This is a genomic window from Solirhodobacter olei (assembly GCF_004010155.1).
In the GTDB taxonomy this organism is placed as follows: Bacteria; Pseudomonadota; Alphaproteobacteria; order Rhodobacterales; family Rhodobacteraceae; genus Solirhodobacter; species Solirhodobacter olei.
In genome coordinates this window covers 1-24,761 of record NZ_RRYH01000031.1, presented here as the reverse complement: position 1 = coordinate 24,761, position 24,761 = coordinate 1, and the positions used below count along the sequence as shown (strand labels likewise).

The 24,761-nt window shown below is 60.8% G+C and carries 20 protein-coding genes and 1 pseudogene; 8 read left to right on the top strand and 13 right to left on the bottom strand.

The window, feature by feature from the left end; all coding sequences use genetic code 11:
- The first annotated feature begins 334 nt into the window (after nt 1-334).
- Together EIP85_RS18620 and EIP85_RS18615 are read left to right on the top strand one after the other, a co-directional pair.
- Nucleotides 335-1,234 carry a porin gene (locus tag EIP85_RS18620; RefSeq protein ID WP_127903717.1) on the top strand — a complete coding sequence of 300 codons (900 nt, stop codon included), beginning with the start codon at nt 335-337 and terminating at the stop codon, nt 1,232-1,234.
- A 194-nt stretch (nt 1,235-1,428) separates the two neighbouring features.
- Nucleotides 1,429-1,815: a helix-turn-helix domain-containing protein gene (locus EIP85_RS18615; protein ID WP_127903716.1), complete on the top strand. Its 387-nt coding sequence runs from the start codon at nt 1,429-1,431 to the stop codon at nt 1,813-1,815.
- A 580-nt stretch (nt 1,816-2,395) separates the two neighbouring features.
- Here EIP85_RS18615 and cyoD read toward each other — a convergent pair.
- From cyoD to EIP85_RS18585, 6 genes are all read right to left on the bottom strand, one after another.
- On the bottom strand, nt 2,396-2,746 hold the full coding sequence (gene cyoD, locus EIP85_RS18610; RefSeq protein ID WP_206615586.1) for a cytochrome o ubiquinol oxidase subunit IV: 351 nt from the start codon (nt 2,744-2,746) through the stop codon (nt 2,396-2,398).
- The gene (locus EIP85_RS18605) at nt 2,746-3,384 is read right to left on the bottom strand and encodes a cytochrome c oxidase subunit 3 (protein ID WP_127903715.1); all 639 of its coding nucleotides are present in this window, start codon (nt 3,382-3,384) and stop codon (nt 2,746-2,748) included. Before EIP85_RS18605 ends, cyoD begins: the two co-directional genes overlap by 1 nt.
- Nucleotides 3,381-5,477: a cbb3-type cytochrome c oxidase subunit I gene (locus tag EIP85_RS18600; RefSeq protein WP_241560094.1), complete on the bottom strand. Its 2,097-nt coding sequence runs from the start codon at nt 5,475-5,477 to the stop codon at nt 3,381-3,383. The genes EIP85_RS18605 and EIP85_RS18600 overlap by 4 nt, the downstream gene beginning before the upstream one ends.
- Before the next feature lie 12 nt (nt 5,478-5,489).
- Nucleotides 5,490-6,473 carry a cytochrome ubiquinol oxidase subunit II gene (locus EIP85_RS18595; protein WP_241560093.1) on the bottom strand — a complete coding sequence of 328 codons (984 nt, stop codon included), beginning with the start codon at nt 6,471-6,473 and terminating at the stop codon, nt 5,490-5,492.
- Between the two features lie 401 nt (nt 6,474-6,874).
- On the bottom strand, nt 6,875-8,509 hold the full coding sequence (locus EIP85_RS18590) for an FGGY-family carbohydrate kinase (RefSeq protein ID WP_127903714.1): 1,635 nt from the start codon (nt 8,507-8,509) through the stop codon (nt 6,875-6,877).
- A gap of 249 nt (nt 8,510-8,758) precedes the next feature.
- Nucleotides 8,759-9,649 carry a hypothetical protein gene (locus EIP85_RS18585; RefSeq protein WP_127903713.1) on the bottom strand — a complete coding sequence of 297 codons (891 nt, stop codon included), beginning with the start codon at nt 9,647-9,649 and terminating at the stop codon, nt 8,759-8,761.
- 448 nt (nt 9,650-10,097) lie between these two features.
- Between EIP85_RS18585 and EIP85_RS18580 the strand changes: the two genes are divergently transcribed.
- A complete protein-coding gene (locus EIP85_RS18580) occupies nt 10,098-10,538 on the top strand; it encodes a YeeE/YedE family protein (RefSeq protein ID WP_127903712.1) in 441 nt (146 codons plus the stop codon).
- Nucleotides 10,538-10,969: a DUF6691 family protein gene (locus EIP85_RS18575; RefSeq protein WP_127903711.1), complete on the top strand. Its 432-nt coding sequence runs from the start codon at nt 10,538-10,540 to the stop codon at nt 10,967-10,969. The genes EIP85_RS18580 and EIP85_RS18575 overlap by 1 nt, the downstream gene beginning before the upstream one ends.
- 11 nt (nt 10,970-10,980) lie before the next feature.
- Here EIP85_RS18575 and EIP85_RS18570 read toward each other — a convergent pair whose 3' ends face one another.
- Nucleotides 10,981-11,604 (bottom strand): phosphatase PAP2 family protein, encoded by a 624-nt coding sequence (locus EIP85_RS18570; RefSeq protein WP_127903710.1) that lies wholly within the window; start codon nt 11,602-11,604, stop codon nt 10,981-10,983.
- 473 nt (nt 11,605-12,077) lie between these two features.
- On the opposite strand from EIP85_RS18570, the gene EIP85_RS18565 reads away from it, so the two are divergent.
- Nucleotides 12,078-12,734, top strand: a complete 657-nt coding sequence (locus tag EIP85_RS18565; protein WP_241560092.1) for a sugar transferase — start codon at nt 12,078-12,080, stop codon at nt 12,732-12,734.
- A 1,208-nt stretch (nt 12,735-13,942) separates the two neighbouring features.
- Here EIP85_RS18565 and EIP85_RS18560 read toward each other — a convergent pair.
- Genes EIP85_RS18560 through EIP85_RS18550 form a run of 3 tightly spaced genes read right to left on the bottom strand, consistent with a single transcriptional unit; the run spans nt 13,943 to nt 16,805 of the window.
- Entirely contained in the window at nt 13,943-14,749 is an 807-nt protein-coding gene (locus EIP85_RS18560; RefSeq protein WP_127903708.1) for a WecB/TagA/CpsF family glycosyltransferase, read from the bottom strand.
- Between the two features lie 8 nt (nt 14,750-14,757).
- The gene (locus EIP85_RS18555) at nt 14,758-15,618 is read right to left on the bottom strand and encodes a hypothetical protein (protein ID WP_206615585.1); all 861 of its coding nucleotides are present in this window, start codon (nt 15,616-15,618) and stop codon (nt 14,758-14,760) included.
- A 20-nt stretch (nt 15,619-15,638) separates the two neighbouring features.
- A complete protein-coding gene (locus tag EIP85_RS18550) occupies nt 15,639-16,805 on the bottom strand; it encodes a Gfo/Idh/MocA family protein (RefSeq protein ID WP_127903707.1) in 1,167 nt (388 codons plus the stop codon).
- Between the two features lie 126 nt (nt 16,806-16,931).
- Between EIP85_RS18550 and EIP85_RS23310 the strand changes: the two are divergent.
- Nucleotides 16,932-17,320: pseudogene (locus tag EIP85_RS23310) on the top strand (integrase core domain-containing protein); the annotation flags it as partial.
- Nucleotides 17,321-17,422: 102 nt separating this feature from the next.
- Entirely contained in the window at nt 17,423-19,495 is a 2,073-nt protein-coding gene (locus EIP85_RS18545; protein ID WP_127903706.1) for a hypothetical protein, read from the top strand.
- Between the two features lie 10 nt (nt 19,496-19,505).
- On the opposite strand, the gene EIP85_RS18540 is transcribed toward EIP85_RS18545, so the two are convergent.
- The 3 genes from EIP85_RS18540 to EIP85_RS18530 all read right to left on the bottom strand — a co-directional run bounded on the left by EIP85_RS18540 (nt 19,506) and on the right by EIP85_RS18530 (nt 23,496).
- Nucleotides 19,506-21,329 carry an ABC transporter ATP-binding protein gene (locus EIP85_RS18540; RefSeq protein ID WP_127903705.1) on the bottom strand — a complete coding sequence of 608 codons (1,824 nt, stop codon included), beginning with the start codon at nt 21,327-21,329 and terminating at the stop codon, nt 19,506-19,508.
- 124 nt (nt 21,330-21,453) lie between these two features.
- A complete protein-coding gene (locus EIP85_RS18535; protein ID WP_127903704.1) occupies nt 21,454-21,702 on the bottom strand; it encodes a hypothetical protein in 249 nt (82 codons plus the stop codon).
- A 213-nt stretch (nt 21,703-21,915) separates the two neighbouring features.
- The gene (locus EIP85_RS18530) at nt 21,916-23,496 is read right to left on the bottom strand and encodes a hypothetical protein (RefSeq protein ID WP_127903703.1); all 1,581 of its coding nucleotides are present in this window, start codon (nt 23,494-23,496) and stop codon (nt 21,916-21,918) included.
- Nucleotides 23,497-23,652: 156 nt separating this feature from the next.
- Here EIP85_RS18530 and EIP85_RS18525 point away from each other — a divergent pair, with 156 nt between their 5' ends.
- Nucleotides 23,653-24,708, top strand: coding sequence for a glycosyltransferase family 2 protein (locus EIP85_RS18525; RefSeq protein WP_164871801.1), 1,056 nt, complete (start codon nt 23,653-23,655; stop codon nt 24,706-24,708).
- Nucleotides 24,709-24,761 lie beyond the last annotated feature (53 nt).

The window sequence follows — 24,761 nt, the reverse complement described above, 5'->3', positions numbered from 1 at the left end:
GCTCATCACAGTGCCATCACAGTTACGATGAGCCAAAACCTTCGGTAAGAATCAGCCAGGGTGCCCTAAGGGCGTTGGTGCGCGACAGGGTGTGCCCGGCGCTCAGAATGTCACCGAGCACTGGGGAATGCATTCCATGTGCCGGAAGGGCGCTATTTCATTGGGCCCCCGAGGGCTGTGGCAAGACTGTGGCAAAGCTGCACCAGCCGATTGGGCAATCCGCCAGGGGACTGTGATCGCCTTGCATTTTGGGGGGGGAAGCAGGAAAGAAAGCCATACCCAATTTGGACCTGTCCCGAGTTGGGCGCACCTTTGAGACAACGAGGGAAACCAAATGAAAAAGATTCTGATCGCTTCGACCGCGCTGGTCCTGGCTGCGGGCACCGCGTCGGCCGACGTGACGCTCGCTGGCGGCGGCTACTTCGGCATCAAGCACGACGCCAGCGTCGCCGCGCCGACCAACAAGACCCAGCTGATCGACCGTCTGCAAATCGACATCACCGGTTCGAAGACGACCGACTCGGGCCTGACCTTCCACGGTCACTTCCGCATCCGTTCGAACGCCTACCACGCGACCACCACCCCCGTGAACGCCGGCCAAGTCGGCATCACCGCGGGCGGCCTGGACGTGTCGGTCGGCAACGTTTCGGACGCCATCGACGCTCTGTCGCTCTACTGGAACTCGGAAATCGGCCTGTGCGGCTGCGGCGGTGAAACGCTCCAGAACGGCATCGTCGGCTACTCCTCGACCGGTACCGGCAACAACGGCGTTCTGGCCACCTACACCATGGGCAGCCTGGTCGTCCGTGCCGGCTACCAGTCGGAAGGCAACACCTCGGCTTCCACCCACGAATCGTCGCTGAGCGTTGCCTACAAGGCTGGCGCCCTGTCGTTCGAACTCGGTGGTCTGCACCAGAACGGTTCGGGCTCGGCTGAAACCGCCGTCGTCGAATACGCCCTGGGCAACTCCAACATCGGCCTGGCCTATGGCCACAACGGCTGGGATGCCTACGGCAACATCGTGACCCTCTACGGCAACACCAAGTTCGGCGCGACCACCGTGCAGGCCTTCGTGTCGCACTCGAGCAAGCTCGCGATCGCGACCGGCACCAAGACCACCTACGGTGTGGGCGCGTCCTACGACCTGGGTTCGGGCGCCGCGGTCGTCGGCTCGGTTCGCCAGCAGTACGCCAAGAAGATGTACGCCGACCTCGGCGTGAAGTTCTCGTTCTAATACGAGACGGACAGTGCATGGGAAGAGCGGGCCTTGTGCCCGCTCTTTTCATTTGCGAGCAAGGGTCATCGGCAGAGACTAGGGCGAAGATCAGGATTGATTTAATCCCGGTGGTGGGATTCGACCACGGCACTGTCCCAAGGCCGTGACCATTTGGATTAGAAAGCCTGATCAGCCAAGGCGTGTAGTGGCAAATGTCACCTAACGATTCGACCAACGCTTACGTCGTCATATCCCACGCTTTTCAAGATACTGTTCTTGAGCGGCTACAAGCTTCTGGGGTGACAAAGGCCCGCCGTCACCAAGCCATCGCAGTCTTGTGGTTTATCATTCGAAACCTCGGCTGGGAGAGCTACGAGTGCCAACTGACGACGCATCAGTTGTGCGATTTCACCGGCGTCGATCAGGGCGAGATGACCCGCGCTCTCAAATTGTTAGAGCAAGTGGGAGCGATCCACCGCCTCAAAGGTACGCGCCCCAAGGTAATCACAGTTTCGCCCGAAGCGGCGTACTTCGGCGACATGAAAGAGCGCGACGGGCTCTTGGCGCGGTATCAGCGCTCAATTGGGTTGCTTACGTAGATCCTGCCATCCTTACGAGTAACCAAGTGACCTTGATTCCATCGATGGTCGTTCAGTTGCAGCGTCACACGGCCGCGCGCTACCGGTGCGTATGATTGTCACGTACGACGCAGACTGCCTACCATATCTCGCACTTTGCGTTGCCGTACGAAGGAGAGATGTTTGGCAGAGCCGGAGTGAACAGTTAGAGCCCAAAACCCCCGCGAGCATCAGCATGGCCGCAAACCTCGACCTCAGCCCGGCGAGAAGGTAGCCGACCGGTGAACGTGGTTTTCGCAATCCCACCATCGCGCGCCATGCGCGACGTTGGACTCTTTTGGTAACGGCTGCCCAGCGATGGCTGCGGTAGTCCCTCCTGCCGAGCCAGGATTGTATAAGGACGGTCAGCGCAACGAGTGCGCAATACTTGCTCTGAGGTTCTGCGCCGGCGCCTACGGAGGTGGGGCAGGGCGCGCGCGCTGCAGCTTCCCCGCGGCAAGCGAAAAGGGGCGAAACCCGTAGGCCTCGCCCCCTCCCGACCCCCGAAACGTCGAACCGGAGAATTCATTGTGGGTGGCAGGGGCCGCCCGGCCCCTGCGCCTCACATTCCCATCATGCGGCCCTGCAGGTTCACCAGAATCCAGATCGTCCCGGCGGCCATGATAAACAGCAGTAGCAGCGAGAACAGCATCAGGTGCAGGTATTCGCGCTGGTCGGCACTGAAGTCGACGTGGAGGAAGTACTTCACGTGGACGACCATCTGGATCAGCCCCAGGACGGCGATCGTGCCGATCACGGTTCCGAAGCCGAAGCCGCCCATCGCCACCATCCCGAAGGGAATGACGGTCAGCACCACCGCCAGCACAAAGCCGGTCAGATAGCCCTTAATATCGTGGCTGTAGGCGGCGGCCGCCTCTTCTTTGGTCATGGAGGTCTTGGGTGCGGAAGACATCAGGCGATCCCCCCGAGATAGACGACCGAGAAGATCCCGATCCAGATAATGTCGAGGAAGTGCCAGAACAGCGCCAGCCGCGCGAGGCGGGACTTGGCGGTCTCATCCACGCCCTTCCGGGCGATCTGGATCATCATAATGATCAGCCAGATCGAACCGGCGGTCACGTGCGCGCCGTGCAGCGGCACCAGCCCGAAGAAGGACGACAGGAAGCCGGACCGCTCCGGCACCGCGCCGATGGCGAACATGTGCACGAACTCGCGGATTTCGAGCCCGAGGAACACCATACCCAGCGCCAAGGTTACGGCCAGCCAGCCCAGCACCTTGCCCCGGCCCATGTCGTACTTCACCGCGAGCGAGGCGAAACCGAAGGTCAGGGTCGAGGTCAGAAGCGCCGCGGTTTCCATCGCCGCGCCGGGCAGCTCGAACAGGTCCTTCGGCGTCGGGCCCCCGGCGTATGACATCGGGGTCAACATCGTCGCATAGGTCGCAAAGAACAGGCCGAAGATGATGAGGTCGCTCATCATGAACAGCCAGAAGCCCGAAAGCGCCTTGCCCGCATGGTCGTGGTCGTGATGCTCCTCGGCCTCGAAGCTCAGGCCGGGCGCTGCGTAGATGGCAGTGCTGTTACCACTCATGCCGCTGCTCCTTGGTCAGGCGCCGCAACGCCGTAGTTGGTACCGTCCTGCTCGTGCTCGCGAGTGATTGGGGCGAGCTTGCGCACGCGTTCCAGCCAGGCGCGGTGTTCGGCCTCGACCTGGGCGGCCGGGATGATCACCGCAGCACGGTCGCCCCGCAGGGCGCGGCCGACGAAAGCCACCGCCATCACCGCGAAGCAGACGATCGCGAGCCACCACATGTACCAGATCATGCCGAAGCCGAAGCCGGTCCCGAATACCGCCATGATGACGCCCATGTAGGTATCGCCCGGCAGGTGGATGTCGGAGTACTTCTTCGGTTCCTGGTAGCCCATGCCGGCTTCCTTCGCCACGGCGAAGGCTTCCCGCGCATGGATATGCGGGATGACGGCGAAGTTGTAGGCCGGGATCGGCGAAGGCGTCGCCCATTCCAGCGTGCGCGCGTCCCAGGGGTCGCCGCCGATGTCACGGGTGTATTCCCGGTCGCGGATCGAGACGTAGAGCTGAAGCACCAGCGTAGCGAGCGCCACTGTCACCACCAGGCCGCCGATCCCCGAGACGATCATCCAGGGCTCGTAGGCCGGGTTGGTATAGGCCACGGTCCGGCGGGTCATCCCCATCAGGCCGACGATGTAGAGCGGGAAGAAGACCAGGACGAACCCGGTGATCCAGCAATAGGCGGAGACGTAGCCCCACTTGTCGTTCAGCCGGAAGCCAAAGACCTTCGGGAACCAGTAGGTGTAACCCGCCAGCATCCCGAACAGCAGACCCGGGATCAGCATGTTGTGGAAGTGTGCCACCAGGAACAGCGTGTTGTGGACCTGGAAGTCGATCGACGGATTGGCCAGAATAATCCCGGTCAGACCGCCGATGACGAAGAGCATCATGAAGGCGACCATATAGACCATGGGCACCGAGAAGCGCACGCGCCCGCGGTACATCGTGGCCATCCAGTCATAGACCTTCACGCCGGTCGGAACACCGATCAGCATCGTCGCGATACCGAAGGCGGCGTTGACGTTGGCGTCCTGGCCCATCGTGAAGAAGTGGTGCAGCCAGACGGTGAAGGACAGGATCGCGATCACCATCGTGGCGACGACGAGAGAGCCGTAACCGTAGAGCCGCTTGCCCGAATAGGTCGCCACAATCTCCGAATACACGCCGAAGGCCGGAAGGATCAGGATGTAGACTTCCGGATGGCCGAACAGCCAAAGCAGGTTGGCAAAGTTCATCATGTTGCCACCGAGCGCGTTCGTGAAGAAGTGGAAGCCCAGGTAGCGGTCATAGGCCAGCATGCCGGCCGCCACGGTCAGCGGCGGCAGCGCGAAGACCATCAGGATCGAGGTGCAGAGCGCGGTCCAGGTGAACATCGGCATCTTCATCAGCGTCATACCGGGCGCGCGTTCCTTCAGGATCGTCACCACGAAATTGATGCCGGTGAGGGTGGAGCCGACGCCCGCGAGCATCAGCGACCAGATCCAGTAATCCGGGCCCACGCCCGGCTGGAAGGTCGACTCGGTATAGGGCGGATAGGCCGTCCAGCCGCCGGTGGAGAACTTGCCCAGCACCAGCGAGATCATGATCAGCATCGCGCCCGACACGGTCAGACCCAGCGACACCGAGTTCAGCATCGGGAAGGACACGTCGCGCGCGCCGATCTGCAGCGGCACGACGATGTTGATCAGCCCGGTCAGGAACGGCATCGCGAAGAAGAAGATCATGATCGTGCCGTGGGTCGAGAACAGCTGCGCGTAGTGGTCGGCCGAAAGGAACCCGCCGCCCAGGCCGTCGGCCTGCTGCGCGCGCATCACCACGCCCTCGATCACGCCGCGCGCCAGCATCAGGAAGGCAAGCACGATGTACATGATGCCGATCCGCTTGTGATCGACGCTCACCAGGTACTTTCTCCACATCGGCCCCCAGAGCCGGAAGTAGGTCAGTACGGCCACGCCGAGCGCGCCCCCCGCCAGCACCGCCCAGGCGGCGCCGGTCAGGATGACCTCGTTTAGCGTGGGATCGTAGAAGGCCTTGAGGAAGTCGAGCGACTCGAAGTTGAGCCGTCCGAGGACCATTTTCCAGAATTCCTGTGTCATTTCTGTCCTCACTCAGCCCGAATACTTGGCGTTGTAAGCGGCCGTCCCCGGCTGCTGGTCCGCCGGCACGGGCTTGCCGTGGTGATAGCGCATCACGATTTTCTTGAAGAAACCGGACGGCACGTCGTTGAAGAAGGTCACATGCGGCGGCATCGCGGTATTTCCGAAGGTCGCACGCACCTGGGCGGGGGTCGAGCTGACCGCGAGCCGGTTGTAGGCCATCGGGTTCAGCGCGGTGCCGAAGGTTTGCGCCTTCTTCACCCAGGCGTCGAAATCGCCCTTGCCCATCGAGACGGCGGTGAAGTGCTGGCCGTGGAAGCCTTCGCCGCTGTATTGCGTGTTGTCGCCGTCGTAATGGCCCACGCGGTCGGCGATCAGGTGCATCTTCGTCACCATGCCCGGCATGGCGTAGATCTGGCCCGCCAGCGCGGAGATCATGAAGCTCTGCATCACCGTGTCGGTGGTCAGCTTCAGCGAGACCGGCCGGTCCTTCGGGATCGCCATCTCACCCACCGTGGCGATATGGTATTCTGGGTAGATGAACAGCCATTTCCAGTCGAGGCCCACGACCTCCACCTGCAGTGGCGGCTTGGTCGAGGCGAGCGGCTTGTAAGGATCCAGCTCATGCGTGTCGATCCACAGGATCGCGCCAAGCACCAAGACGATCGCCGCCGGCACCAGCCACATCAGCCATTCCAACGAGTGCGAAAAGTCCCAATGCGGCGTGTAGCGCGCCTTGGTGTTACCGTAGCGATATCGCCAGATCAGGATAGGAACCCCGATCAGCACGGGCAGGACGACGATCATCGAGATCGCCGTCACCTGCCAGAAATGGTATCGCTGCATCGCGGCGATCGGCCCTTCCGGCGCCATGAACGTCACACCGTTCATCGCGCAGCCCCCAAGAAGAGTCGGAACTGCGAGTCCCAGAAGCTTCAGAGGCCGCAAAGCCTCGCGCAGGCGAAATACCGCCGGCTCCCGACGAAGTCGGAACATGCGCATCTCCTTCACGTCCCATAGAAATTTTGTGCCCTATAAGCCCCGAGCGGCTGCCAGAGCCAAGGGTACGACTTGTCGCGGCACCCGATAAGGCATTCAAAAATCCGTGTAAAGGCGGTGAGTCAACTTCCGCCGCACAGGCCCGCTCGAGAGGCAGCACGACGCGTCCCGGCCCTTTGCAAATGCAGAAAAAGCAGGGGTGAAAGCGGCTTGTGGTGCGTCTCACGCCCATGCCGGAACGCGTGATCTCTGTTCACACGCCTCCACATCCCCCGTCCGCCCGCTGGCGCGGAAACGAGCAGGGCTGCGCATCCATTAGGCAGTTTGTGCATCGTAAGTAACGAAGCTGACGCTAGCCTGAGTCGCCAACGCCGAAAAGCCCCGTGCGCCCTGTGCGGCTATTCGCCGTGGATGCCGCGCGCCGCGGCCTGCAACCTTTCGAAGATCCGGAACCGGGCGGCATGGTGCGCCGCGATGGCGCCGCCGGCGGGCGCATAGCTCCGCCCGACCTGCGACATCGCCGCCATCGCAGCCCGCAGGTTCGCGAAACAGCCGGAGGCCACGCCCCCCAGCATCGCCGCGCCCAGGAGTACAGGCTCCTCGCAGCGGGTGGAGAGAACCTCCACCCCTCCGGCATCGGCCAGAAGCTGGCGCACCAGATCGGAGCGGCCCGCGCCGCCGCTTATCACCACCTGGCCCACCGCCGCGCCGGCCGCCGCCTGCGCGTTCAAGATCTGGCGTAGCCCATAGCCAATACCGCAGATCCCTGCGAGATAAAGCGCAACCAGCGCGCCTGTGCCCTGCTCCATTCCTAGCCCCGCGATCAACGCCCGGGCATGAGGATCGGCGAAAGGCGCGCGGTTGCCAAGAAACTCCGGCACAACGTGCAGCCCGCGCGTCAGCTCCGCTGTCTCCGACAGGCCAGGCGCGGCCTCGGCCGCCAGTGCGGCCAGATGCTCGGGCAGCGAGCGGCCGAGCTCACCCGCCTCCCGCGCGGCCTGCGGCGCGGCCGGATGGGACGTGATCAGCCGCTCTATCGCGGCGCCCGCGGCGGATTGCCCGCCCTCAATCAGCCAGGCCCCCGGCACCATGGCCGAAAAATAGGGCCCCCAGACGCCGGGCACGAAGACCGGCTCCGCCACCGTCGTCATCGTACAGGAGGAGGTGCCGAAGACATATCCCATCGCAGCCGCCGGATCGCCCGCCGCCCCGACAGTACCGATGCCGCCAGCGTGGGCGTCGATCATCCCTGACCCGACAGGCGTGCCGGCGGTCAACCCCAGCTCCGCCGCCGCCTTGGCGGTCAGCCCGTCGCCAAGCGGCGTGCCGGGGTCGACGACGCGCTGGCCGATGCGCACAAAGCCCTCGTCGGCGAGCTGCCCAAGGCCAATGGCCCGGAAATATCCCTCATCCCAGCGCCGCTCATGCCCAAGATAGGTCCATTTGCAGGTTAGTGTGCAGGTAGAGCGGCTCAGGTCCCCCGTCGCTTTCCAGCTCAGGAAATCTGCGAGATCGAAGAACTGCCAGGCCGCATCGAACACTTGCGGTCGGTTCTCCTTCAGCCAGAGGAGCTTCGGCGTCTCCATCTCGGGTGAGATCGTTCCGCCAACATAGTCGAGCACCTCATGTCGGCCAGCGTTGATGCGTTCCGCCTGGTCGACGGCGCGGTGATCCATCCAGAGGATGATGTCGCGCTCGGGATTCTCCGAAAGTCCGACCGGCATCGGCGCTCCCCCGGGGCCGAGCACCACCAGCGAGCAGGTCGCATCAAAGCCAATGCCCATGACCTGCGCAGGGGCGACCCCAGCCTCGGCCACGGCGGCGCGGACGGCACGGCAGACGGCGTCCCAGATCTCCCGGCTTGATTGCTCAGCCATCGCGCCGGGGCCGTGGTGAACGGTGATGTCGTGCTTCGCGCTCGCCCGCATTGTACCATCTGAGCCGAAGACCCCGGCCCGTGCGCTACCAGTGCCGATATCGACCCCGATCAGGCAGCACGCGCGCTCCATCACCCTGGCCTCGGATGGGCTCATCTTTGCTGGCTCCCCCCTCGTGCGGTCCTCCGGCCCGCAACCCGCGACCGGATACCAACAGAGATTGTCCGGCGATGGAAGTCCGAAGCCGCCCCGGGCACGGCCTTCGCTGGCATCTATACGATACGGTGCAAGAGCAATGCTCTTGCGGTTTCAGTTTTGTTCCTCTCCTGCCAGGCCTTGCGCCCCATTTTATTGCCGCGAGCGACCCCCTCGGCACGGCCCGCTCACCACTTGTCAACGACGGTCTCAGCGCTCGAATCCGGGCACCCGATCTAGAATCCATGTCACCGGATCCTTCACCCAGGCACGGGTCATGTATTCCGCGTGGTCGAGGCCCGGGGTCGGGACGAAGGCCACCTCGCCTGGGGTCAGCAGCTCCGGCATCCGAGTCTCGCAGCGGATGTGCCGCGCCTCCAGCCGTTGCCGCACCTCCTCGTTCGAAGCCTCCGCCGGGGCGGTATAAGTCGAAAGAAAGAAGGCTCTCTTGTGGTCGCGAACCCAGTCCACAAAACGGTCTTCCTCGCCATAGAGTGCATCGAGCATGACCATCCCGATCGGTCTCTGGCCAACGCCGCCGAGCGTCGCGGCATAGATCGCAGGGTTGTAGCCTCCGCTGTAGGCGATGAGGATGATAGGCATCCGAGAGAAGACCCGGCGCGATGCGGGATCATCCCAGACCACCGACAGCACCCGCGCCGCCTCAGCCATGAAGCCGAGAAAGGCCCAGGGCTGCCAGAACTTCCCCGCGCTCGAGTCCAGCGCATCCACCGCGAACTGGGGCGCCAGCAGGGCCGCATTCATGGTGGAGTTCTGAACTTGCTCCAGCAAGTGTTCATGACCCACCACATCGCGTTCCAAAATTGTCTGGTTTCCGTGGAAAAACACCACGATAGCGCCGGGCTTGGCGATGTCGAACCCAGCCGGAAGCGCCACCAGCACCCGGTCATCGGAATAGGTAGGGTCCTGATAATAGACCCCGCCACGGGGTGATGTGTGACCCCTCCGCCCGTCCGGGGTGGTTACGTCGAGGAACGGATCGCCTGTGGTCGGGATCGTACCGTCATAGGGGAACGGCGCTGTCGCGAATGGGTAGAGGTAAGCTCTCATCTCTGCCAGCGGTTCCCTGCGCGGCGTCATGGCAGTTTCTTTCATGGGCTTCGTCGCAGCAAGGCTCGGCCGAGCCAAGAGAGACAGGCCTGCTGTCTGCGCCGCGATCCATCCCAGCTCTCTACGGGAATAACCCTCACGCCTCATGTCGCCCGATCACCCGCAGGATTTGCCGCTGCGCCGCATCGCAGCACGAATTCCGAGGCCAGCCTAGCACGTCGTTAGGAACGGGCAATCCGGGAACGGCGCTTTCGGCAGCCCACCGCCGCCCAGTCCGATCAATTGCCCGTGGGCAGAGGGCTTGGCCAATCGTTCCGCCTTGCGGGGCGAGACGGGACTCATGTTCCTCCGGCCGTTAAGGGGCGCGAACACGGTCCTTATTTTTATGCATTAATTGTAATGTGTTAGCTGGAAGGCATACATTCCGCAGTGGAAATGAATGGCGTCGTTACCGCGCCGCGAAGGGGAAGGGCAGGCCATGATCGCCTCTGGACTACCGCAGGATTGGATTTTCGGCCTCGCCGGCGGGCTTATGATCGGTTTCGCCGCCGCGCTGCTGTTGCTCGCCAATGGCCGTATCCTTGGCGCGAGCGGCCTACTGGGCGGCGTGGTGGATGGGACCGGCCACGGTAACCTCGGCGAGCGGCTGGCCTTCCTCGGCGGGCTGATCGGCGTGCCCGCGCTGATCGTGCTCGCCAGAGGCGCGCCTTCGACCCATATCTCGCATGACCTGCCGCTCCTGGTGGTGGCGGGTCTGCTCGTCGGCCTAGGCACGCGACTTGCCAACGGCTGCACCTCGGGCCACGGCGTCTGCGGCATGTCGCGCTTCTCGATCCGTAGTATCGCAGCCTCGGCCGTCTATGTCGGCGCCGGGATCGTCACCTTCTACCTCGCCCACCGCCTGCTGGGAGTAATCTGATGCGCCTTCTGTTCTCTGCCCTCGCCGGCAGCCTCTTCGGCCTCGGCCTCCTCGTGTCCGGCATGACCGATACCGCAAGGGTGCAGGGCTTCCTCGACGTGGCCGGCCACTGGGACCCGAGCCTGATATTCGTCCTCGGTGGAGCAATCCTGCCAATGGTCTTCGCCTGGCGCATCGCCGTCCGTCGGCGTGTCTCGGTGGTGGGCGAACCGATCCCAGGGATGCCGGAGCAGGTGATCGACACGCGGCTCCTTGCCGGGTCGGTCTTATTCGGTGCGGGCTGGGCTCTGGCGGGCTTCTGCCCCGGCCCCGCGCTCGCCTCGCTAGGCTGGAGTGGGGTGGGCGGCTGGATCTTCACCGCAGCCATGGTGGTAGGGATGATCCTGCACGGGTTCCTTCAGCGCCGACGCCGAGCGATGCTCCTGGCCTGAGACCCTCGCGCTTAATCGCCAAGGAACCGCCAGCGCCGGCGGGCCGCGTGCCAGAGGCCGATCGCGGCAGAGGCGGCTGCTATCCCCACGCCGGTCCCCGCCATGATATCGCTGAGGTAGTGCCACTGGCCCAGCATCAGCGCCACGGCCAGCAGGGCCATGGCGACGACGCAGAGCCAGCGCCAGCGCGGGTAGTAAACCCAGAGCACCGCAAGCATAGCCGAGGCTTGCACCGAATGCCCCGAGGGGAACGCACCGCGCGCGGAGCCTTGAAACCAGTGGAAGCCATGGCGCCCGGTCCGCAGGTAATAGCTCGGGAGTGTCCGTCCGAAGATCGGCTTCAGAACCTCATGTGTGAGCCAGAGCCCGGCGAGCAGCGCAATGCCCGCGAGCATCGCCGCCTCGACCCAACGCGGCAGCCGCCGCCCAGTGGCCAAAAAGCCAAGGCCGAGCGCCAGCCCGACATAGGCTAGCCCTAACATCACCGGCTGGGTGACCGTCGAGTTGGTAAAGACTTCATGCCCAAGGCGGAATACCGCCAAGGCCCGCGCAAGCGGCCGGTCGATCCAAAGGATGGAGACCACGATTGCTCCGACAAGTCCGAGGCACCCGAGAAACAGTCGAAGGCGCGTCATGAGCTATCGGCGTCTCCAGAAGGGCGGGGGGATCGCAGCACAGACCTTCTTCTGTAGTGATCCGAACGCGAGGTCAATGGAGGGTTGGCGCCGGCGGGAAGTCTTTGCGGTGTCTGATGGCTTCCGCCCTTGTGGCTCCCGCACGCATGGCCGTCGCGGGCTAGACAACCTTCCGTCAACGCAACATGAGCCAAAAGAAACCACTTTGAGTTACTTTTCGACACAAATGGGCTTCGACTTCCTCGTTTGTTGCCAGCTTATCAATGGTTTATCCACAGAACTTAAACGCCGGCCCTGTTCCCGAATCGGACGGGGTCCGGCTATAATATTGTCAAAAAGATGTCCATTTGTGCGCACTCGCCGCCACATTTGGGAGAGGGTAGATCGGGGGAGATAGGGCTCAGAGGGTGCAGTAATCTCGGTCTAAAAAGGCTCTGGCAATGACAGCTCACTATCGAGACAGGGAAGTTCTGTTGGCTTCCCATACCTTGCCGACTGCTCTACCCCAACTCTCCAGGAGGCAGGGGCTTTATCGCAACAGCGCAAAACGCGCCCTAGATGTCGTACTCGTTCTGGCGATGCTGCCCATCGCCGTTCCCATGATACTGATCCTCGCACTTGCCGTGATGTGCGATGGCCATTCTCCCTTCTATACACAGCTACGGGTCGGCCGTGCAGGTCGGGAGTTTCGCTTCTGGAAGCTGAGATCCATGGTTCACGACGCGGATGCGCGGCTGTCTGCCCATCTAGCCAGCAGCCATGAGGCTCTAGCAGAATGGAACCACAGCCAAAAGCTGAAATGTGATCCCCGGATTACCCGTGTCGGACACTTCCTGCGCAAGAGCTCCCTCGACGAATTACCGCAGCTTTGGAACGTGCTTAAGGGCGACATGAGCCTTGTCGGCCCGCGCCCAATAATGCCCAAGCAAAGCCCGCTCTATCCCGGCAAGGCGTATTATGCGTTGCGCCCAGGTCTAACCGGGCCTTGGCAGATAAGCGATCGCAACGAATGTTCCTTCGCGTTGCGGGCAGAGTTCGACAGCGCTTATGATCGAGAATTATCGTTTGGTCTCGATCTACGCATCCTAATGGCCACCATTAGGGTCGTGCTGCGTGGAACCGGTTACTGAAGGAAGTCCAAAAGAACTCGCGAGTCCGCACCTAATTTGGTAGGGCTCGGCGAGCAAATGATGGGGCGCTGCGATGTCAGCGTCGAAGTAGCCTACTTTCTCCAGTCTGAAGGCCACGATAGAGGAAAATCGGATACGGTGGGAGTGTGCGCCATTAAGACGCGTGGCTCCTTCTCAACTCACAAGGCGGTCGCGGCGCCGATCTATCTCGCCATCCGCAACAACGAGATGGATCATCTAGGACATCCGGGATTGGTTATGGCCCACGGCCATCCGTCATAACGTTCTGCGAACGCTTCGACGCCTGAGTATCCCAAACCGCGGAGACCGGCTCGGGTACACAAAGTTCCGGACACCCCCGTGGCTGGCGCTGGCCATAGACCGGAGCCTCCAGCGTCGGCTGGAGATACTTCCCACCGTCTCGCAGTCGCAGCCAGCCTTCCACACGCCCTCGGTGATGCCGAGACCCAAGCTCTTCAAATCCTGGGTCGCGGCATCGATCACCCTCAGTCACGTCACCGGCCTGCTTGTGCCGCTCTCCGGTCGGGGCATAAGGCCTTTGTCCCACGACTGTGCTAACTCCAAATAGATGTAGTCGGAGTTAGCCCCCGCGCTCCCGTCTGAGAATATTCAAACGGCGGCTTTGGGGAGATTACGTCGGACGGTTGCAGCAGAGATCTTACCGCGGCGACTGTGCCATTCACAGGCTTGACTTGGTCATCGTTGGAGGCCCGCAAGAGACAAATGCCCAACATAATAATGTCCCCAGGAGCCGCAAAACCCATTATGATTAGCGCGAAGCTAGGAACCGTGGCATGTCGCACATTACCCGTATCCATTCGAGTCTCGAGACCAAAGATGGCATCTACCATCGTGTGCTGATCTGCGAGACAGACCTTCCAATATCCGAGTTAGAGAAAGATCTCCACCCGCAGAGGTTCAACGAATTGTTGGACGAAGCCATCAGTCTCATGGAGACTACGTCCCACAAAGAGGCCACGATTAGGAACTGCCGGCGGCCCTAACGAAGCCATCATAGTCTGGAGCGAAGCTTCTGGAGGTCCCTATTGAGTCTGCGCACCCCCCTGATGGTTAGGAGGAGGCCAAGCGCGATGAACCCGTTAGGCCCGGAATTTTCTGCTTCGCGTAAGTGCGCCCTGACCTGATACGTTCAAGGCCGCGACGGATCGGCTTCACGCCCCCCCCGATCAGCCTTCCTCGAATGGATTCCGATAGAGCCCTAGCCATTGGGCAGCGAGCCGCCACAGCACCGGGGGCTCATGCACGACATACCGTTGCCAGCGCTGCCGGGGTTCCTTGACGAGACGGTAGAGCCATTCAAACCCCCATTCGGTGATCCAGGAAGGTGGACGCTTCAGCGCGCCGGCCTCGTAATCGATAGTGCCGCCCAACGGAAGGAACAGCTTGACGTGCGGAAATCGTTCACGATAGCGCACGAGGAACTTCTCCTGTCGGCCTCCGCCGAGCCCGACGAGGAGTACCGTCGCGCCTGATGCGTTGATGGCACCGATCGTCTTTTCGATCTCGGCCGGGTTCTGGTCGAAGTCGAAGGCCGGGGCATATGTGCCGACGACCATGTTCCGCCCTACCTTGGCATTGATGTTTTCCGCAGCGAGTTTGGCAACCCCAGGTTTACCGCCACAGAGGAAGATGGTGACATTGGGGTTGTCCTTGTGGTGCATGTAGAAGCGCGGGAAATAGTCGGACCCGGAGACCCGCTCCTGCACAGGCGTGCCGAGAACCCTCGTCGCGAAATACAGGATTTGGCTGTCACAGGTGATAAGGTCGAACTGGCCGAAGATGTCGTAGAACTCGCGGTCCCGCTGAAGTTTCATTATCATGTCTACGTGAAGCGTGAGCAACATCCCCTCGCTAAAGCCGTTCACGACCTCGTCTACCGTCACGTCATGGACGTAAACGTTCAGAAGCTTCACCTTCCTCAGGTTGCTGTGAACGGCTCGAGTGGCCGGTGCGGTTTCGACCTCCTCAATCATGACAAAACCTAGCTCATGTAGCGCCCGACAAGGTCCCGGGTACTTCGGATATTCGTGCGGCTCGAGGCACCAAACACGATCGACCGTATATTAGGGAGGTTTGAGACCCACTGGATTGCCTCATCGGCGGGGATCGCGCCAGAGGCATAGACCGACATCGCGATTGCGCGAAGGCCTCCGGCCCGAAGCGTGTCGAGGTAGGCCTCTTGTCCACCGCACATTCGAAAGCCGATCTTGTTAATGTTTGCGCAGATGATTGGGTTCTCGATGCCCTGATCTCTCAGTACTTTGAAGAGTGCTGGCATGTTCATTGTGATGTAGCCGGGCTCGGCATCGTATTTCTCGATCACGTGGTCATGAAAGATTCGGAAGGCCTCGGCGAAGCCCATCCCGAGCAGGAGATCGGTGAAGACGTTCTGCATGAAGATGACGGGCGTACTAAGTCCCTCGAACATCTTCATCTCAGCATCGATCAGAATCCTGGCGATCCCTTGAACGTCTTTGGTCGCGAGCGCCTTCCCACCCGAGAGCATGGTCTTCAGCATTCCCCCTTCGGGCATGAACTGCATCACGGCGCCGAGCATGCCGTGGTCGGTGACGGCATTGGCGTATTTATGGGCGTAGGGCATGCACGGGTAGAACTGGAGTCCAGCGTATCGGTCGGGCATTGAGCGAACGGTATCGCAGATTTCCGCGACCCGCTCGTGGGTCGTGCACATGAAGGTGCGTATACCCTCGTCATAGGCGGCATCGATCACCTTCATGATCGCCGCCGTATCGCGAAAGCGCATCGCTTGGGTTCGGGCCCTTTCCTCCGACATGTGGTTGATGCCGAAGAACTGGTTGTCACCGAGAAGAAGACGGTCCATCTCAATTTCCATTTGCGGGCCTAAGTGCGGCTGAACCAGCTGCGCTTGCGCACTGGGAGCCCGGGGCTTGGGGCGATGACTGGTGACGGGGCAAGGTCGGCACTATCATCGAGGATCATAGCGATCGACTGGTCAGTGAGGGCCGCCGAACGAAAATCGTTCTTATTGGGCTGGCCTGCGCCGGCCCGGACCGCCTTCACAAAATCGTCGAGCTGGTTCGAATACTCCTCGCCGCGGATATAAAACCACGGATCGCGGCTCAGCTCGGTCGTGTATCTGACGTTCCAGCCCTTGTCGTATTCTGGCAGTTCTGCCACCGGTTTTCGAAGGTACACTTGGCACTCCTGCCGGTCGACGTTCAGCCGGCCATTGGTGCCGATCATGCTGATCTTCGTTGTCATCTTTCGCTGGGATTCATCGCTCCAGCTTACCGAGACCTGCGCGCAGGTACCGCCCTCAAAGCCGAGGGTGCTAAATACTTCGTCCTCGGTGCTGTCGGAGTAGACGCTCGTCAATACACTTCCGGAGACTAGGACAGGTTTACCAAAATACCAGTTGAGGAGATTTATCGGATGAGCGGCGTAGTCATAGAGGCAGCCTCCACCCTCTTCCTTTTGACCGCGCCAAGTCTGGCGCTTGGGCTGGAGCACAACAGGACCGTAGGCTTCGGCCATTACATGAGTGATCCTGCCGAGCGCGCCGCTTCCAACGATATGTTTCACTTCCATGAAGGCGCCGACATGCCGGTAGTGATAGCCAACTTGGTTAACCAGTCCCTTCCGCTCCGCGAGCTCAGCGAGGGCCTCCGATTCTCGCCAGTCGAGGCAGAAGGGCTTCTCGCAAAAGACGTGAAGCCCGTGTTCGAGCGCTTCGCGTACCATTGGCGCATGAAACCGGTTGGGCGTCGCGATGACGACGGCGTCGAGGCGCTCCTCGGCGAGCATCTTCCCGAAGCTATTGTAGAATGTCGTGGGCAGGTACTTGTCCAGGAGATCTGTAAGATAGCCGGATGTATCGCAGGCGATTGCCCTTACTTCGGGATGAGCGTTTATCAATGCGAAATGCGAGAGCCCCATCTTGCCCAGACCGACGACGGCAATCCGCAACCTGTCCGTCGGAGGCACAGTCGTGGCGCCGCGACGCGACGCGTCGCGCTTACCAAGATGTGAAGCTTGATCTGTAGACATTTCAAGACCCTGGAGCGGTAGAAGAAATACGGGCCGCGTGACACGGTGCCCAAACGCAAATCTGAGTATTTGGCGATGCAAGCACCTTTATGTCAGGACTCGGGTCGCATTACGACAGTTCCGATGATCTCCCGCAAGCTCAACTCGACCGACGTGATCGACGCCTTGACGGAGCTGTTCGTCCCGCGGGGGCCGCCGGCATTCATTAGATCCGACGTGCTACGGCCCGGAGTTCGTAGCTACGGCGGTGAGAGAGTGGTTCGCCGCCGTCGGGGCAGCGACTGCCTAAGTCGAGCCGGGCAGCCGATGGGAGAACGACTACTGCGAGTGCTTCAACTCCCGGTTCCGGAACAGACCTTAACGGCGAGGTGTTCTGCTCCCTGCATGAGGCCCAAATCCTCATCGAACAATGCTGGCGCCACCAAAATACCGTAAGGCCGCGCAGCTCTCCGGAATACCGGCTGCTGGCCCCGGAGAGCCTGCTCCCAATAGACCATAGACCGGCCATACATTAGCATTCAATCTGGGCCGCTCAGTCGGGGCAGTCCACTGGTATCATACGATAGTGGCCGCAGCGGGTGAGAGCCGCCCGTGCACATTCGAAGGAAGTACCCAAAGTGGCGCATCTAACCCCGCGTTCTAGGCGCGTCGGCACCGACCATCGGAGCAATGCCCGCGTAAGGTTCCTCGCATTTGGATTTGGACTTTGTTTTGCCTTGGCCGGCGGGTCGGCGGTGGCGGGTAGCTTGCCGGGTGGCGTCGGCCTGACAGACCCGACACTCGCCTATGGCCTGAATGCGATTTCGGACTGGTCAACTGAGATGCCTTTTCTCGACATTGCACATGACATGCGACCCTTCGTGGCGCACGGGAGCGGCAAGTGGGAGGTGATGTCCAACAAGCAACTCCGCGACGGGGGCTATCTCGATGCGCATGGCTGGCTCAAACGCATGCCAAGGGGTGTCGACTCTGTCGGGACGATCTGGGACTGGGGGGATACCGACCAATCAGGCACTGCCGCGGCGCGCTCAAGGGCGGGAACCTATATACTCACCTACAAGGGGCAGGGCACGATCGAGCTCGGGTTAGGTGCCCACGTGATCTCCTCGGTAACCGGGACAATCGTTTTTCAAAATTCGACCGGAACGACAATGCTGCTCAACATTACTGCCACGGACCCGAAGGGGACGGGTGACTACATCCGGGACATTTCCGTGGTAAAGGCGCAATATGAGGGGCTCTTGAAGGCCGGCGAGATCTTCAACCCGGATTTCCTGTCGGTCGTTCAGGATGCGCGTGAACTGCGCTTCAAAGACTGGATGGCTCTCGACTCCCAAACGGAGACCGGGGCCTGGCCCGACCGGCCAAAAGAGGCCGATGCAACCTGGTCAGGTCAGGGCGTGCCTGTCGAGGTGATGGTGCAACTGGCAAACCAGACGGGAGCAGATCCATGGTTCACAATGCCAGCCTGGGCCAGTGACGATTATATTCGCAACTTCGCTACCTACGTACGCGATCATCTTTCCCAGGGGCTCACAGCCCACGTCGAATACGGAAATGAGAACTGGAACTGGAGCTATTCAACCAATGCTCGATGGCTGGTCGATCGGGCCCAATCCGAATGGGCGGAGACGGGGGGAGCGAGCTGGATCAACTACGCCGCCAAGCGGGCCACTGAGACGGCCCTGATCTGGGATCACGTCTTCGGCAGTGAGGCAAAGACTCGGCTCGATAACGTCCTCGGAGTGCAAACCGCGTTCCCAGGCCTCGCCAAGGAGGAACTTACGGCGCCGATCTGGCGGAAACACGAGCGCAGCAAGTATGTCGCACCATACACTGTCTTCAATTCGCTTGCCGTAACGACATACTTCGGAGGGGCGTTCGTATCTGACCCTCACCTTCGTGCGGAACTCCTTGCTGCAATCAATAATCCTAATATTGATGCCAAACGGTTCCTGACCGAGCGCCTGACGGATCCTCGGGTAAAGGAATCGATCCCACAGATCCAGCAGTATTGGGTGGCACTACGAGATCTTGCCGACCAGTATCGGCTCAGGCTTACAGCCTACGAGGGCGGTCAGCACGTCCAGCACAGTGCGTTCGTGGAAGGTCTCAGCAAACACGACCTCACTGTACTTTCCACGTTCCTCGAAAACTATGTCCGAAGCCCCGAGATGGCTCGCCTCTACCATCAGCTATGGAGCGCCTGGGCCAAGGTGGGCGACGGCCCATTCATGCAATTTGTCGATGTTGCCGCACCTTCGAAATACGGATCATGGGGCCTCTTGAGCGCCCTTGGCGACAAAAACCCGCGAGCCGAGATGCTTCGGAAGCTCAACCGGAGTTCCAAGTCCTGGTTCGGGGATGGCGGAGGCCAACAGTATCAGCAAGGGGTAATCAAGATTGCCGGGGACAGTGGCGAAGTCCTCTCCGGCACCGCAAAGCAGGACTTTCTTGTCGGCGGCGCTGGCAACGACACGTTGATCCCGGGTACCGGAAATGACGGGATTAATGGAGGCGGCGGGACCAATACGCTCGTGCTCCCGGGCCGTGCGGACGAGTATCGACTGAAGCCTGACGGTGTCGGATATCGATTGACCGGGCCAGGGGTGTCGGATTTCGCACTGAACATACAGCGCTTCGCCTTCGACGACGGGACAACGAGGACACTGGCTCAAATGCTGAAATAGCTGGACCTTCTCACCCCCGATGAACTCGGCTATCTGCGCCTACAAGCTGGCGAAATGTGGGGTTCTCCTGGTACAAATCTTCATAGGTGCCAAGTCCGACCGGCTTGCCTTGCTCGAGCACCAAAATCTGATTGCAGTTCATCACCGTACTGATCCGGTGTGCAACGATCAGAATAGTGCGGCTTCCTGCCAGCGCGTTTATGGCCCCTACGACCTCCCTCTCAGTATGGTTATCGAGAGCACTTGTTGCTTCGTCGAACACAAGGAGGCTTGGGTCAGGGTAGAGCGCCCGAGCAATCCCGATCCGCTGCCGCTGACCTCCCGACAACCGTATACCGCGCTCACCTACGAGGGTATCGAGGCCTTCGGGGAGGTCCCTTTCAACAAAATTAAGTAGTTGCGCGAGTCGGAGGCATTCCCGCACACGCGCCAGATCAATCTCCGGGCGTGCCACGCCCAAGGCAATATTTTCGGCGACGGTGGCATCGGTGAGAAAGATATCCTGCGGCACGTATCCAAGGCCTGCCTGCCAGGAACGCACGTTATCGTCGGTGACCGCGATTCCGTCGACTACTATCTCACCCACGGTTGGTTTGAGTAGGCCGAGAAAGATGTCCACGAGCGTGGTCTTTCCAGCTCCGGTTGGCCCGACGATCCCAAGTGTCGACCCCTTCGCGATTGTCAGATGTATCCCGGAGAGTGACGAAGTCAGAGCGCTTTCGTGGCGAAAGCCGACGTTGTGGAACCCCACTTCTCGGGTGAACGGCAATGGCTGGACGGGAGCGGCAGGAAGTTCGGGAAGATCGTCTTGGTCGAGAAGATGCGGCTCTATATTATCGATGGCAGCGACACCAAAGTGGAACTGCGTCAGCGAGTTATAGATACCCTGAATTGCTGGCAGCGTGCGGTAGCCCGCGAAGACGTAGAGTCCAAGAAGCGGCAGAGCGGTGTTCAAGGCATCGGTCGAATTGCCGGAGTCGCGCAGCATTAGCGTTAAAGCCAGCAGGATAACACCGCCAAAGGCGATTGCTTCCATTGCATAGCGAGGCACGATGCCGAGCGTTGTAGCGGTCGCCTGATTGCGGGCGAGGCGAAGTGCTGCCTCGCTGAACCGGCGAAGATAGTACTGTTCGCTTCCGAGGAGCTTTACGGGTTTGATGCCGCCAAAGGCCTCCGAGGTCACGCGGAAGCGCTCCCAATCGGCGATATCGCGTTGGTATCCGATCCGGCCAAAATGGCCCCGGATGCTTAGATAGATCACTGCGTAGCAAGCGCCGAGCGTAGTAATCCCAACCAACGCTACACTCGGGTTAACGGCGAAAACCAGCGAAAGCAGGACAACGAGCAGCACTCCTTGGGAAAGAAGAACCACGGCCGGCTGAAAGATTTGAAGTTGCAGGACGAATATGTCCGAAAGCAGGTTCTTGGCTAGGTCGCTCGTATTGTGGGTAAGGAAGAACCCGTAGGGCCTTCGCAGATAGAACTCCATCAGCCGCTGACTAACCGAATAGGCGCACATCTGGGTGAACCGGTTCATAAGGTACTGGCCGAAGATACGTACCACGGCCGAGAGAAGGAGCAGGAAAAACGAGGTGAGGCCCAGAAAGAACATTAATGCCCGAGCGGTTGAGAAGCCAAGACTCGTGTAGATCAACGATAGAAGGTGGCTTTTCTGGATCAGGTCCTGGTTTGTGATCACGGCGAGGAAGGGCATGACCGAGAATGTACCCAGCGTGTCAAACAAGGCCATCGCTGTTGCGACCCCAATCATCAGCCAGGCTTGGCGACGCTTGACCGCATCTAGCAGCCAGTACGCCCTGATCAGTTGCTTCACCTTGGCCCTCCGTTCTGTTGGATCGTCCGAGACTTTCTTACTCCATACACCAGCGCAGCTTGCGAACGGAGGGAAGTGCGGGCACGGTTCGACCGCTTAATGCCCGCTGTCAGAGCAACAAATGTCAATTGGAGTGAAATTGCAATTGAGTGGAAGCAACGCCGCAGGTGTCTTGACGGCTCGGCAGTTGCCTGCCCGTAAGCGTTCGCCGAGAGCCGCGGTCAAGCGGCGTTGATTTGGGGGATGGCAGCGTTGGACGCCCAGGGTCGTAGCTCAGAACAATCTCGATCTTGGCCTCCGGTTTCGACTGCAGGAGTGCCAGCGTTGCCGGCAAGCCCTGGCGGACAACCTCAGCGGCATAAATGCCGGCCATCGCTTGCTCCCCTAAGCTCGCCGGTCCGGCATTGGCGTCGCCATGCCGTCAGCAGGGAGAGTCGAAGCAAGTGCCGTCGCACCGCGGCGGACGCCTGCGGGAGCCTGAGGAGGCCCTTCTTGGACGATCCACTGCTTGTCTAAGCCGCTCCACTGACGGCTCACTCCCTCTGTCCACTTCGGCTCGCTCCGCAAGTGGGTTTGTCGTGGCTGTCTAGGCCCTTCCCAATCCCCTGCCACGCGGTCGTTCCGTAGCCCGTGCGCCTTCAGGGTCCTCACCAAAGCTGTATCTCCCAGCAAGCGCGCCCGCGATAAGCCAAGTGACGGGCGTCAGCGTAGCATTCGGAACCATGTCGATGAGGTTGGCTGCAAGCACGAGGCATAGGCCGGAGGTGGCCAGCGAGGGTGCAAGTTTGCGACGCCTTAATGTGAGAAGAAGAATAGAGCCTGTAAGCAAGCCAAACTCGGCGATGTATCCGGCCCAGCCAGCCTTCCCGATGACAATCACCCAAATACCGTCTGTCGTACTGATATCCTTTCCGTTCGAGTCGTAGACCCGCGAGCGTCCCCATCCGCCCCAGCCGACAATCGGCTTCTGCATTGCCCGGGCGAGAAGGCGATCTTCATTCTTGAGACGAAAGTAGAAGGACCCGACCCGGGCCTTGCTGATCGAAGGTTCGACAAAGTTGAAGACCGTGTCCACCGGCACCAAATCCGCGCCGCGCAACATCGGATAGGTGACATATGAGATTGCCACCACCGACGCCAGGATAAGTTGTTTAGGAATCGACAGGAACAGGGCCGCCGGAGCTAAGGCGATCAAGATTATCAAAGCCCCGAGCGAGTGGCATAGAACCAGCACGACGGCAAGGTAGATTCCGGCTAGGAGCCAGCGCTTTCTCCTACCCGGGTCGCGCTCGAGGCGGTAGGCCAAAAACCCAGCGAGTGCCGTCATGGCCACGAAGATTGCCAACCAGAGACCGTGCTGGAGGAAGACCACCGGGCGATACCCACCATCTCTCATGGTCTGAATGAAGCTTTGGGCCAGAAACCCGTAAATCCACCGGCTGAGTTGCGGGCTCATTCTCACTTCGAACAGGACGGGTAGCGAGTAGAGGATGCCGGAGAGGCAGACGGTGCGCAGGAGAAGCGCCTGATTGTCGGGTCGCCCAAGATAGCGTCGGCCAAGGAAGAAGGGCAGCAGTTCTACCAGCAATCTAGATGTCATCGAAAAGGCATCATATAGCCGGAGGCCGGGCAACTGGGTGCGACCGATGACGACCGGCTCAGGGTTTGTCAGGACGGTAGCAAAAGGCACGAGTAGAACGAGTGCTATCAGGATGTTCAGTACCAAGGTTCCCTTGGATTTTCGATGTTGCGGAGCGACCCTCCCGGCCCGAGCGACGCGCCTCTTTCGCGCCTGCGCGCGCGTTGCCTCGTGGGGGGAGGGCCCACGCGCGAAGGGATCGCGTCGTTCCACAGCAAGTCGATGACCGAGCGCAGGCCTGTTTCCGTTCGCAGCCTCTTGGGGCTGGACTTTGAGCCTTGCGGAATCGTTCGCGATGCCGAGCCGGTCGAATGTGAACAGACACATTACAGCGGCCGAGAACGAGGGGATTAGTACTTTGTCGAAGGCAGGCACCATCGGCACCTTCACTTCTACCCCGTAGGGCAGAAGAAGGTAGCCACCCACGATTGACCAGATGATCGCCTTCGCTCGGGGCATAGTCCTGAAGAGCAGGAGCACCACGAAGGGCCAAGAAAATAGAGCAACGTAGGCAAAGGTATTGGGCATCTGCAAGGATTTTCGCACCTGGCACGGTGTGCGTCAGGAGAGCAGGTTTTGTGTCGTTTGACTATCTGAAATCTCGCGGAAACGAGTGCCTCGCAAAAGGGCGTTTACTCACGTATAGTTTGCTTACCCGTTGACGGCGCCAACGCAGGTCTCGCCTTGACAAAGAGTGCTTCCGCCGATGTGGCGGCAATCATCGTCAACTACGGCACTGCCGATCTCGCAATCGAGGCGATTTCAAGCCTCATGGCTCAGCCGGCAGGCGGACGCCGCGTCGAGGTTCATCTCGTGGATAATGCTTCCCCTGGAGGCGATGGGGCGCGGATTGCGACGGAGATCTTCGAGCGCGGCTGGAGTGCACTCGTTACGCTTCACGCCGAGCGGGAAAATCACGGGTTTGGGCGCGGCAACAACCTCGTCCTTCGCATTCTCGCATCGCGAGTCAGGCCCCCTGAGTTTGTCTTCCTGCTTAACCCAGATGCGCGAATTGAGAACGATGCAATCGGAATCCTTGCCGACTTCCTGTCCTCGCGACCGGATGTGGCGGTTGCCGGGGCGCGGATTGAGAGGCCGGACGGCCGACCAGTTGCCTCCGCGTTTCGATTTCCGGGGCTTCTGAGCACATTTTCAGAAGCGGTCTGCTTTGGGCCCATCACGCGTCTGCTGGCGCGCTGGACGGTTCCTCTGGCGCCCGCACTTCCAACAGGACCCGTGGACTGGGTATCGGGAGCAGCATTTCTGGCGCGAAGCGAGGCGCTGAGCGAGGTCGGCGGTTTTGATCCAGGGTTCTTCCTTTACTACGAGGAGGTCGACCTTATGCTCAGGCTTGGCCGTCTGGGTTGGGCTACCTGGCACGTTGCAGAAGCCCGTGTCTCTCATGCTGAAGGTGTGGCCACCGGTGTTCGGGGCGGACCGATGCGTCAGAGGCAGCCTGCCTATTGGTATGACTCTTGGCGCCACTACTTCGAAAGCAACCACGGCCGGGCACGGGCTCTCTTAATTGCGATGGCGCGCCTGGTCGGCGCCGCACTGAACCGAGCGATCTCGATGCTTCGGCAACGCGAGCCAGCCGCGCCGTTAAACTTCTTCGGCGACTTCTGGAATGTTGCAGTCCGCCCGCTTCTTGGATTGAGGGCTCGAAGCTATTCCGAGGATTCGCCCGGCTGGCAGGCGTCTCCTGCCGTCCGCGCCGACGAACAGGAAGGAGCAGGTTAACTCAACTGGATCAACCCGCCATATTCGCGCAAATCTGAGGGAAAGGTTGCGTG